This window comes from Streptomyces sp. PA03-1a (assembly GCF_033792805.1).
Classification (GTDB): domain Bacteria; phylum Actinomycetota; class Actinomycetes; order Streptomycetales; family Streptomycetaceae; genus Actinacidiphila.
The window spans coordinates 1-11,797 of sequence record NZ_JARAVO010000278.1 but is presented as its reverse complement, the minus strand read 5'-3'; the positions used below and the strand labels follow the sequence as shown (position 1 = coordinate 11,797).

At 73.2% G+C, this 11,797-nt stretch carries 8 protein-coding genes and 1 pseudogene; 5 read left to right on the top strand and 4 right to left on the bottom strand.

From position 1 onward, the window contains the following. Both PV341_RS39320 and PV341_RS39315 read left to right on the top strand, forming a co-directional pair. On the top strand, window positions 1-2,468 hold a 2,468-nt coding region (locus PV341_RS39320; protein ID WP_500360301.1), incomplete at its 5' end, for an ATP-binding protein. Between the two features lie 72 nt (window positions 2,469-2,540). After that, complete coding sequence (locus PV341_RS39315) at window positions 2,541-3,239, top strand: DsbA family oxidoreductase (RefSeq protein WP_500332118.1); 699 nt, start codon at window positions 2,541-2,543, stop codon at window positions 3,237-3,239. 24 nt (window positions 3,240-3,263) lie between these two features. On the opposite strand, the gene PV341_RS39310 is transcribed toward PV341_RS39315, so the two are convergent. Continuing rightward, window positions 3,264-5,135: a sigma-70 family RNA polymerase sigma factor gene (locus PV341_RS39310; protein WP_500360299.1), complete on the bottom strand. Its 1,872-nt coding sequence runs from the start codon at window positions 5,133-5,135 to the stop codon at window positions 3,264-3,266. Window positions 5,136-5,245: 110 nt separating this feature from the next. Continuing rightward, a complete protein-coding gene (locus PV341_RS39305; protein ID WP_500332120.1) occupies window positions 5,246-5,944 on the bottom strand; it encodes a TetR/AcrR family transcriptional regulator in 699 nt (232 codons plus the stop codon). 294 nt (window positions 5,945-6,238) lie between these two features. Between PV341_RS39305 and PV341_RS39300 the strand changes: the two genes are divergently transcribed. Then, a complete protein-coding gene (locus tag PV341_RS39300; RefSeq protein ID WP_500360298.1) occupies window positions 6,239-7,618 on the top strand; it encodes an NAD(P)/FAD-dependent oxidoreductase in 1,380 nt (459 codons plus the stop codon). Window positions 7,619-7,735: 117 nt separating this feature from the next. Continuing rightward, window positions 7,736-9,385: pseudogene (locus PV341_RS39295) on the top strand (ATP-binding SpoIIE family protein phosphatase). A 7-nt stretch (window positions 9,386-9,392) separates the two neighbouring features. On the opposite strand, the gene PV341_RS39290 reads toward PV341_RS39295, so the two are convergent. Next, the gene (locus PV341_RS39290; RefSeq protein ID WP_500360297.1) at window positions 9,393-10,640 is read right to left on the bottom strand and encodes an MFS transporter; all 1,248 of its coding nucleotides are present in this window, start codon (window positions 10,638-10,640) and stop codon (window positions 9,393-9,395) included. Between the two features lie 116 nt (window positions 10,641-10,756). On the opposite strand from PV341_RS39290, the gene PV341_RS39285 reads away from it, so the two are divergent. Then, entirely contained in the window at window positions 10,757-11,320 is a 564-nt protein-coding gene (locus tag PV341_RS39285) for a MarR family winged helix-turn-helix transcriptional regulator (protein ID WP_499513091.1), read from the top strand. 216 nt (window positions 11,321-11,536) lie between these two features. Here the strand turns inward: PV341_RS39285 and PV341_RS39280 are convergent. Further along, window positions 11,537-11,797 (bottom strand): hypothetical protein (locus tag PV341_RS39280; RefSeq protein ID WP_500360295.1); only part of this gene is annotated, 261 nt, incomplete at its 5' end.

Genomic DNA, 11,797 nt, shown 5'->3' with positions numbered 1-11,797 from the left:
CCGCCCCGCCCCGCACCGGAAACCTGCGGGCCCGCCTCACCAGCTTCGTCGGCCGTGAGGCCGAACTGGGCGTGCTGCGTGCGAGCCTGACCGACGGCAGGCACCGCCTGGTGACGCTGACCGGCCCCGGGGGCTCGGGCAAGACGCGGTTGTCGCAGGAGGCCGCGGCCGCGGTGGCCGGGGCCTCCGCGTACCCGGACGGGGTGTGGCTGGCGGAGTTCGCCCCGCTGGACCGCCCCGCCGCCGTGCCGGACGCGGTGCTGAGCGCGATCGGACGCCGTGACACGGCCGTGCTGGCCGCCGCCCGAGAGGTGCGCAGCGCGGGCCAGGAGGCCGACCCGGCCGCCCGGCTCCTGGAGCACTGCGCGCAGCGCCGCATGCTGCTGGTGCTCGACAACTGCGAGCACGTCATCGACGCCGCGGCCGCCCTCACCGACCAGTTGCTCGCCGCCTGCCCCGGTGTGACCGTGCTCGCCACGAGCCGCGAGCCGCTGGGCCTGCAGGGCGAGACGGTGCGCCCGGTCGAGCCGCTGCCGTTGCCGACCGCGCACCGGTTGTTCGTGGAGCGCGCGGCGGCCGTGCGTCCCGGGTTCGACGCGGACCTCGACCACACGGCGGCGGTGGACGAGATCTGCCGCCGCCTGGACGGGCTGCCCCTGGCCATCGAGCTGGCCGCCGCGCGGCTGCGGGTGCTCACCCCGCGGCAGATCGCGGCCCGCCTCGACGACCGTTTCCGGCTGCTGACCGGCGGCAGCCGCACCGCGCTGCCCCGCCAGCAGACGCTGCGCGCGGTCGTCGACTGGAGCTGGGACCTGCTCGGCGAGGCGGAACGCACGACGCTGCGCCGGCTGAGCGTCTTCGCCGGCGGCTGCACGCTGCAGGCGGCGGAGGCCGTGTGCGGGGAGGAGGCGCTGGAGCTGGTCGGCCAGCTCGTGGACAAGTCCCTGGTCGTCGTCGACCACGGCGCGGAGGAGGTGCGCTACCGGCTGCTGGAGACGATCCACGAGTACGCTGCCGAGCGCGCCGCCGGTGATCCCGCCGACCTGGCGGAGGCGGCCCGCCGCCACACCGCGTACTTCGCGGACTTCGCCCGCACCGCGGACTCCGGCCTGCGCGGCCCCGATCAGTTGGTCTGGGCGGCCCGTGTGGAGGCGGACCTGGACAACGTACGGGCCGTGCTGCGCCGGACGATCGACGCGGGGGACGAGGCCGAGGGGATCGAACTGGCCCTGGCCATGGGCTGGTTCTGGTGGCTGCGCAACTTCCGCGACGAGGCGCGGGAGTGGCTCGTCCGGCTCATCGGGCTTGCCGAACTCCCCGACGATCCCGGCGCCCCGGGCTTCTGGTCGCGCATGAACCTGCGGCTGCTCCACCTCTTCGTGGTCAGCGACACCATCCCCCGCGAGGAGATGCAGAGCCGGGAGATGCTGGCGCTGGCCTCGCGGATCGTCGAGGTGTACAGCGTGCCGGGCCCGCACTCGGCGCGCTTCCCCGGCATGCTGTGGCCGTTCTGCGACTACGTCGTGGGCCGCCACGAGGCGATCCGGGGGCACGCGGACACGATGGTGGCCACCTGCCGCGCGTACGGCGGCGCGTGGGAACTGGCGGCGGCGCTGATGTTCCGTACGCACATCACGATCGACCTCCCCGGCGGGCTCCCCCGGGCCGACGCGGACTGGCCGGAGCTGCTGGAACTCAGCGAGCGGCTCGGGGACCGCTGGATGCGCGCCCAGGTCTGCGAGGCCGGTGCCGAGATGGCGCTGGCGTACGGCGACTACGCGGCGGCGCGGGCGGACCTGGAGGAGGCCCTGCGGCTCGGCGGTGAACTGGGCGCGCACGTCGAGGGCATCTTCGTCCGTTCCCGCATGGGTGAGGTGGCCCACCGCGAGGGCGACGACGCCCGCGCCGAGGAGCTGCTGCGCCAGGCGGCCGAGGAGGCCGAGCAGTACGGGGTGTGGGACGCCCGCGCCTACATCCGAGCGCTGCTGGCGACGATCGTGCTGCGCCGGGGCGAGCTCCGGGAGGCCCGGGAGCTGGTCGACCTCGCGCACAGCGAGGGCCGTCTGGGCACGCCCCCACCGGACTTCGAGCTGCTCGTGGCGAGCCTTTCGGCCCGGGTGGCCGCCGCCGAGGGCGACACGGCGGGTGCCCTGGCCGGGCTCGCGGAGGCACTGCGCGCGGGACTCGACGGCTTCTGCGCCGAACCGCGTCTGGCGGCGGTGGCCGAGTACGCCGCCGAGGTGCTGGTGGCCGTCGGCGATCCCGTACGGGCCGCCCGGCTGCACGGTGCGGCCGACGGCCTGCGCGCGGACCTGCCGCGCCCGGTCCCGGAGGAGGAGGGGGTGCGCGCGGTGGAGGCGGCGGCCCGTGCGGCCCTGGGGGACGAGCCGTACGAGCGGGCCCGCACCGCAGGCCACGGGCTGGGCGGCGAGGGCGCCTACGCGCTGCTGGCCGAGGTGATCGCTTAGGGGAATGGCCGGGGACGGGCTCTTCGTTGCAGGCTTGAGGATTCAACTGACGGTTTTGGTGACGGAGAGAGCATGAAGGTCGAGATCTACAGCGACATCGCCTGTCCCTGGTGCTACGTCGGCAAGCGCCGCTTCGAGCGGGCGCTGGCCGCCTTCCCGCAGGCCGACCAGGTCGAGGTGGTCTACCGCCCCTTCCAGCTCGCCCCCGACAAGTCCGACACCCCCGAGCCCCACCGCGCCTACCTCGACGAGCGCTACGGCCCGCAGTCCGCGGCGATGGACGCCCGGGTGGCGGAGCTCGGCCGCGCCGAGGGCCTCGCCTTCGACTTCGACCGCGCCATTGAGAACAACACGCTGCTCGCCCACCGCCTGCTCTGGCACGCCCTGGACGCGTACGGCGCCAAGGAGCAGGCCGCGCTCAAGGACCGGCTGCTCGTGGCGCACTTCGCCGAGGGCGCCGACGTCGGCGACCGCGGCACCCTGGCCGCGCTCGCCGCCGAGGCCGGGCTGGACCGCGACCGCGCGGCCGCCTTCCTCGCCTCCGACGAGGGCCTCGCGGAGGTGCTGGCCGAGATCGACGACGCCCGCAGCATCGGTGTGAACGCCGTCCCGACCTTCGTCTTCGAGGGCAAGTGGGCCGTCCAGGGCGGCCAGGAGACCTCGACCTTCCTGCGCGTGCTGGAGCAGGTCGCCCAGGAGACCGGCACGGTACCCGCCGCCCCCGCGGCGGACGCCTGCGCCGACGGAGCGTGCGAGGTCCCCGCCGGCTGAACCGGCGGGGAGCGGCGGCACAACTCAGTCGCAGGTGATCCGCGACACCGCCCAGTCCGCGACGTTCACCAGGTGGAACCTGCGCGTCGGCTCGACCGTCAGCCGGATGCGGGCGTTGCCGGCGATCGGCACGTGCACCGGCACCCCCGGGTCACCACCGCGCAGCACCTCGGAGCGCCACAACCGCCCGTGGTCGCCGTGGACCGAGAAACGCGCCGCGCCGAAGCCCAGTGCGACGTCGTCGATGCCGACGACGGCGTCGAAGGCGGTGCAGGAGCGGTTGAGGTCGATGGTGACGGTGGACGGCGCACCGACCGTGACGCCGTCGGGGTAGCGCGTGCCGTCGATGCCGAGGCCCCAGCGCTGCCAGACCCAGTCGCCGAGCCGGATCGTGGGCCGGTCCGACCGGCCGAGGACGCCGTGCCCGAGCGCGCTCAGCCGGTAGGCCACCGGCTCGGGCGCCTGGGTCGGCGTCGGCGTCGGTGTGGGCGTGGGCGTCGGCCCGGGGGTACGGCTGGGGTACGGCGCCGGGGGCTCGCTGGGTGTGGGCGCCGGCTCCTCGACGGGGCGCGCCGAAGGCGTCGGGGTCGGGGTGACGGCCCGTACGGGAGCCTGGACGGACGGCGTCGGGCTCGGCGCCGGGGAGCGCCGCGACGGCGAGGGGGTCGGTGTGGGGGCCGGCGCCGGTACGACCGGCGCGGCCGAGGGCTTGCTCTCCACCTGCGGCGAGGGTGTGCTGTCGTTCCCGGTCAGGGCGATCGCCACCACGGCACCGGCCGCCGCGAGCGCCAGCCCAGCGGCAACGGTGATCTTCACCGGTGCGGCGGCCCCTTCGGCGGCCGCCGCACCACCGGCACCCGCCACCGCACCACCGCCCGAAGCGCCGCCCGACGCTGCGGCGGCCGCGGCACCCGCGCCGGCACCGGCCGCCGCACCGCCCGCGGCGATGCCCGCCGCCTTCGCCGCGTACGCCGCGCCGAACCAGCCGACGACCGCGACCGGCAGCAGCCCCTTGAGCGCCGCGTTCACGTCCGCCAGCTCCGCCGCCGCGAGGCGGCACTTGGCGCATTCCTCCAGGTGCTTGCGCAGCTCCCGGTCGGCCCGCATCCGCAGACCGCCGCGGGCGTGCGCGCCGAGCCGGTCCGCGTAGCGCGCGCAGGCCCCCTCGGCGGTCAACGAGGACGAGACGTGCGCCTGCAGGTAGGCCTGGCGCAGTCCCTCGCGGGCGCGGTGTGCGAGGACGGCCGTCGCGTTGGCCGTCAGGCCGAGCAACGGAGCGACCTTGCTGGGTGACTCCTCCTCGACCGCGGTGTGCCACAGCACCGCCTGCCAGCGCTCGGGGAGCGTACGGAAGGCCTGGATGGCCAGCGAGCGTTCGGCCTCGTGCATCGCGCGCACGTCCGCACCCAGCTCCTGGGCGCCCTCGCCCGCCGCGGCACCGGCCGACGTGACCGCGAACACCGCGAAGTCGTCGACCAGTTGCTCCCGTTTGGCGGTGCTGCCCCACGACGCGGCCACCCGCCGCACCGTGGTGAGCAGGTAGGCCCGCACGGCGGCGTCCGGGCCGCTGCCGCCGCGGATCGCCTGCAGCGTGCGGGCGAAGACCTCGCCGGTCAGGTCCTCCGCGGTGTGCCGGTCACGGCAGCAGCCCCGTGCGTAGCGCCGCACGGCCGCCACGTGCCGCCGGTACAGCTCCTCGTACGCGCTGTCGTCGCCGCCGCGCACACGGGCGACCAGGTCGGCGTCGGACAGCTGCGCCCCGGGGGTGTCCGGGGCCTCGGGGAGGCGTTCCGCGAGCGGATCCCGCTGCCCGGGTACACGGCCGGACGGCGGGTCCGCACCGGAGTCCGCCCCCGCCTCCGCGGGTGGACCGGACTCCCCGTTTCCTTCATCCACGGGCGTAAGAGTGGCACACCCGTACCGTCCGACGAGCTGTCAAGCACCAGAACCACCCGTCCGGGGAGTTTCACCCCCCGGACGCGGGTCATCACCTGAACGGGCCAGCCTCACGCTCCCGGACGGGAGCGCAGCCCCTCCAGCAGGATGTCCAGCAACCGGCCCGAGGCGGCCGCCTGTTGGGCGGGGTCCGGCAAGGACGGCGCCGAGGTGGCGATGACCAGCAGCACGTCGGCCACCGACACGTCCGCGCGCAGTTCACCGGCCGCCCGCGCCCGCTCCACCAGCTGTCCGACGACGTCCAGCAGCGTGGCCACACCGGCGCCCGAGGCGACGTCCTCCCCCGCCCCGCGCTGCTGCGGTACGCGCGCCCCGTCCGAGGTACCGGCCGGCTGCACGTGCAGCACCTGCGGCGGCAGCAGCCGCCCGGCGCCGGAGGCCACCGACGTCCGCAGGAAGCGGGACAGCGCCGACCAGGCCTCCTCCTCCTGGCCCAGGGCCGCGCGCGCCTGCTCCGTCAGGCGTGCCGTCTCCTCCTCGGCTATGCGCCGCACCAGCACGTCCTTGCTGGGGAACCGCCGGTAGACGGTGCCGACGCCCACCCGGGCCCGCCGCGCCACGTCCTCCATCGGCGCGCCGTACCCCAGCTCGCCGAAGACCTCGCGGGCGGCCCGCAGCACGTGCTCGAGGTTGCGTTGCGCGTCCACGCGCAACGGCGACGTACGACTGCCGCCGACACCCCGTACGACCGTTTCCGGATGACCGCTGACGGTCGCGGTCATCGCCCATTGAGGGTCCTGGATATGCATATGTGTATCCCCCGGTTAATCGCGTCTCCCCCCGGAGACTCCCCACCCCATGATCGCCGGGAGACGGCGGACGACGCCGCACGGGCACCCCGGCCGGATACGAACATAGTTGAGCCCCGGTCAAGAATGAAGGGGGAGTCCACCCACGATCGGAGTACCACGGCCGCCGATTCTCCGTTCCGGCACTTCACACCGGTCGGCAACCCGCCCGTGACCTGCCGGAGAACAGGATTCGGCCATTCATTGCCGTACGCCCTGTGGACAAACCCCGATGGCCCATTGCCTCATGGGACGATGGCAGCACTCAAGGGGCCGTCCGGTGCGGCAGAAGAATCCGGGATCCCACGCATCCTGGTCGTCGGCGGCGGTTATGTGGGCATGTACACCGCTTTGCGGCTGCAGCGCAGGCTGAAGCGCGACGAAGCGGAAATCGTCGTGGTCGAACCGCAGCCTTATATGACCTATCAGCCCTTCCTGCCCGAGGCGGCAGCCGGCTCCATCTCGCCGCGCCACGTCGTGGTGCCCCTGCGCCGGGTCCTGGACCGCTGCACGCTGGTCGTCGGCGAGGCCCGGCGCATCGACCACGGCAAACGGGTCGCCACCCTCACCACCCTCGCCACCAAGGAGGAGGGCTCCGCCGCGCTGGAGCTGCCGTACGACCACCTGGTGCTGGCACCCGGCTCGGTCTCCCGCACCCTGCCGATCCCCGGCCTCGCCGAGCACGGCATCGGCTTCAAGACCGTCGAGGAGGCCATCGGGCTGCGCAACCACGTCCTGGAGCAGCTCGACATCGCCTCCTCCACCCGGGACGTCGAGGTCCGCGAGGCCGCCCTGACCTTCGTCTTCGTCGGCGCCGGCTACGCCGGCGTGGAGGCCCTCGGCGAGCTGGAGGACATGGCCCGCTACGCGGTGCGCTACTACCACAACGTCGAGGCCGACGACCTGAGGTGGATCCTGGTGGAGGCCACCGACCGCATCCTCCCCGAGGTCGGCGAGGAGATGGGCCGGTACGCCGTCCGCGAGCTGCGCGGCCGCAACGTCGACATCCGCCTGAACACCCGGCTGGAGTCCTGCGAGAACCGCATCGCCGTCCTCGACGACGGTTCCCGCCTCCCCACCCGCACGCTGGTGTGGACGGCCGGGGTCAAGCCGCACCCCGTGCTCTCCCGCACCGACCTGCCGCTCAACGGGCGTGGCCGGATCAAGTGCACCGCGGACCTGCGGATCGCCGGCACCGAGGGCGCCTGGGCCGCGGGCGACGCCGCCGCCGTCCCGGACGTCACCTCCGACGACCCCGAGGCGCTTTGCGCGCCCAACGCCCAGCACGCCCTGCGCCAGGCCCGGGTCCTGGCCGACAACATCGTCGCGACCCTGCGCGGCGAGCCGCTGACCGACTACCGTCACGAGTACGCGGGCTCGGTCGCCTCACTCGGCCTCCACAAGGGCGTGGCACAGGTCTACGGGCGCAAACTCAAGGGCTACCCTGCCTGGTTCATGCACCGCGCGTACCACCTCAGCCGGATGCCCACCTTCAACCGCAAGGCGCGCATCCTGGCCGAATGGGTCCTGTCCGGGCTCTTCAAACGGGAGATCGTCTCGCTCGGCTCGCTGGAGAACCCCCGCGCCGAGTTCGAGCTCGCCGCGGAGACCGGCCGCAAGCCCGACGCGCCCTGACCGCCAGTGCGGATGCGGTGGCCGATTCCCCCGGAGCGGTGGGTCGGCCACACTGGACCCCGTGACCAAGCGTGCGTCAGCACCTGCAAAGAGTGACAAATACGAGGAATCGGACGTTTGAACCTCACGCGTTGGAGCGCCCGGCTCCCCGGAACACAACGACGCAATGCCCAGGCGGCGGCCGCCGGTGCCGAACCCCCGTCCGGCGGAGCGGTCCCCGCGGCGCGCGGCGAGGCCGCCGAGCACCCCGACGCGCCGGCGCACACCCTCGACGCGCTCCCCGTACGCGAGGTGCTGGGCCGGCTGCCCGCCCTCATCGCGGTCACGCACGGGCCCACGCACCACCTCGGGTACGTCAACGAGGCCTGGACCGAGGTCTTCGGCCCCCGCACCGCAGGGGAGCCGGCCCGCGAGTCCCTCCCCGAGCTCGCCGAGCTCGGTCTGCTCCCCCTGATGGACCAGGTCTTCCGCAGTGGCAAGCCCCGCACCGTCAAGGCCCGCAGGGTCGCCACCGCCACCCGGCAGGGCTACTTCACCCTCACCTGCAGCCCCGTCCCGGTGAAGGACGGCGGCGACACCGGCGGTGTCCTGGTCTTCGCCACCGACGTCACCGACCAGGTCCAGGCGGCCGAACGCCTCCGCGAGAGCGAGCGCCGCCTCCACGCGACCGCCGTCACCCTCCAGCGCAGCCTGCTCCCCCAGGAGCTCGAACAGCCCGACGACCTGCGCGTCGCCGCCACCTACCAGCCCGGCGGCACCGACGCCGCCGTCGGCGGCGACTGGTACGACGTCATCACCCTCGGCGCCGGCCGCACCGCCCTCGTCATCGGCGACGTCATGGGCCGCGGCGTGCGCGCCGCCGCCGTCATGGGGCAGCTGCGCACCGCCGTCCGCGCCTACGCCCGCCTCGACCTGCCCCCGCACGAGGTCATCCAGCTCCTCGACGGCCTCGCCGCCGAGATCGACGCCACCCAGATCGCCACCTGCGTCTACGCCGTCCACGACCCCAGCGAGGGACGGCTGGCGTACGCCTCCGCCGGCCACCTGCCGATCGTCGTCCGCGACGCCGACGGAACCGTCCGCCGCGCCGACGAACCCACCGGCCCGCCGCTGGGTACCGGCGGCTGGGTCCACACCTCAGGCTCCGTCCCCCTCGGGCCCGGTGCCACCGCCGTGCTCTACACCGACGGCCTCATCGAGCGCCGCGGCGAGGACATCGACGAGGGCGTCTCCGCCCTGATGAACGCCCTCGCCGGTGCCACCGGCAGCCCCCAGGTCATCTGCGACCGCCTGTTGCGCGCCCTCGGGGTCACCTCCGAGCACGCCGACGACGTCGCCGTGCTCGTCATGCAGTACCCGTAGCACGAGGGCAATGACTCCGAGCTGTTCCGCAACGCCTCCCTGGAACTGCTGGGCGGCATCGAGGCGGCCCCCCGTGCCCGCGCCTTCGCGCAGGGCGTGCTGACCTCCTGGCGCTTCCCCGTCGAACTCGTCGACCTCGGCGTCCTTGCCGCCAGCGAACTGGTCGCCAACTCGCTCCAGCACGGCGTCCCGCCCATGCGGCTGCGGCTGCGCCGCACCGACCGGCGCCTGATCATCGAGGTCACCGACGGCGACGACCACCTGCCGCGCCGCCGCCGCGCCGAACCGGCCGACGAAGCCGGCCGGGGCATCTCCATCATCGCCACCATCGCGTCCGCCTGGGGATCCCGGCGGACCCCGGGCGGCGGCAAGGCGGTGTGGTGCGAGTTCGCGCTCCCCACCTGAGGGAGGATCACGCCGCCAGCACGGGCTCGTGCAGCGGCGCGTCCTGCCCGACCGTGAGACGCCGGCCCAGCCGCACCGAGAGCACGCTGACCGCCAGCGAGCACGCGACCAGCATCACGATGTACTCGGCGTACATCCCGCTGCCCGCCATGAGCCCGCCGACCGCCGGGCCCACGGCCAGCGCCAACTGCTTCACCAGCGCGAACGCCGAGTTGTACTGGCCGACCATCCGCTCCGGCGCCATGTCCGCCACCAGCGGTGCGACCGTCGGCGACAGCATCGCCTCGCCGAGCCCGAACAGCGCGTACGTGCCGATCAGCATGGCCGTCGCGATCCCGTGCGCGGAGCCCGTGAGCCCCGCGAGACCGGCGACCACCCACGCCAGGGCCCACAGCAGACCGACCGCCGCGATCACCCGGCTGCGCCGCCGCCGTTCCACCGGGCGCAGGACGAGGAACTGCGCCACCACGATCGCCGCGGTGTTCGCCGCGAGGGCGACGCCCAGCGTCGCCGGCGACACCTTGGTCACCTCGACCGCGTACGCCGACAACCCCGACTCGAACTGCCCGTAGCAGGCGAAGAACAGCACCCCGCCCAGCACGCACAGCTGCACCATCGCCCGGTCGGCGAACAGCGCCCGCCAACCGCCGGCCGCCTGGTCCGTCGGCGCCGCCTCCATGCGCGCCGCCTTCGGCAGCCGCACGGAAGCCGCGACGACACCGAGGACCACGAACATCGCGGCCTCGATCGAGAACAGCAGCGTGAAGGAGTCCGGCCGCGAGGTGTCGACCAGCAGCCCGCCCAGCAGGCCGCCGACACCCAGCCCGAGGTTGCTCAGGAAGAACTGCGTCGCGAAGGCCCGCGACCGCGTCTTCGGCGTGGTGCACCACACGATGAGCGTGGCCAGCGCCGGCTGCATCACGGCGATGCCCGCGCCCATCACCGCGGACGCGGCGATCACCAGGGGGGCGCTCGAGGCGAGCCCGAAGCCCATGGAGCCCACCGCCGCCGCGCACGCACCGGTCAGCAGCACGGGCAGCGGGCCGCTCCGGTCGATCGTCCGACCGGTGAACGGCAGCACGGCGAGCGCGGCGACGGCGAACGCGGACAGCACGACACCCGCCGTGCCCGCTCCCAGTCCCCGCACCTGCGCCACGTAGACGAACAGGAACGGGACGGTGAAACCGTTGCCGAACGCGCTCAGCGCGTTGCCCAGCTGGATCCGGCGCAGCGCGGCGCCCATCGCGGTGGTCACACTCACCCCTTAGCTCAGTAGTCCTCGAACTTGAAGACTTCAACTTTAAACTTCGAAGCTAAACAGTACATGCCGGAAGTCTTTAGGGCCAACGAGTTTCGTGGGACACTCCTGCCATGACGAGTGCAGCCGACGGCCCTGCCGGCACCCCGCAGGAGCTGGACCTCGATGAGCAGATCGCGATCTACCAGCGCGAATACCCCGAGGTGGACCCCCAGGTCGAGAAGATCGTCACGGCCCTGGGCAGGCTCAACCGCCGTATGAACGTGGGCTACAGCCGGCACCTGTCGGCCGTCGGCATCACCAGCGCCGAGTGGGAGGTCCTCAAGGCCCTTGTGGTCGTGGGCCGTCCGTACCGCCTCGGCCCCGGCGACCTGGCCAAGCGACTCGGTCTCACCCCGGCCGCCATGACCCACCGCATCGACCGCATGGTGGCGGAAGGTCTGGTCACCCGGGAGCGTGACGAGAGCAACCGCGTCCGCGTCATCGTGGAGCTCACCGACCTCGGCCGCAGCAAGTGGCTGGAGACGATGCGCATGGCCTCCGTCTTCGAAGCGGACCTCCTCCAGGACCTCGCCCTCGACGAACGCAACGTCCTGGGCGACCTCCTGACCCGTCTCCTCCGCCGCGTCGAGGCCGACCAGCCGGACGCCGGCGGCCGCCTGAGGGACCTGGACTGACCCGGCTGCCCCGGTTTGACAGACGTACGGGGGATCCGTAATGTTCTCCGAGTTGCCCGCCGGTGAACACCGACTCCGGTCGGTCCCCGGGCAGCCATTCCGCAGGGCCCACCTCGATGAACGGCTTCGTGCCGTCTCGTTCGCGTGTGCGTTTTTCGGAATGAGGATCGACGGAATTGCTCGATTGGCATCGGGCGCCACTGATCCGCTAATGTTTCACCAGTCGGAACGGCCCAACGGCCGCGAGGACAAGCCCCGCTGACCGGGGATCAGGCCGGAAACGCTCTGATAGAGTCGGAAAAGCCGAAAAGCGAAAGCCGGACGGCGAAACCCCCTCCAGAGGGTGGCAGAGAAGGAAATCGGATCTGCTAAGCTGGAGACAACGAAGGGAAAGCCCGGAGGGGCCGGTGAAACGGTCTCGAAGGAAGCTTCCGTTCCTTGAGAACTCAACAGCGTGCCAAAAGTCAACGCCAGATA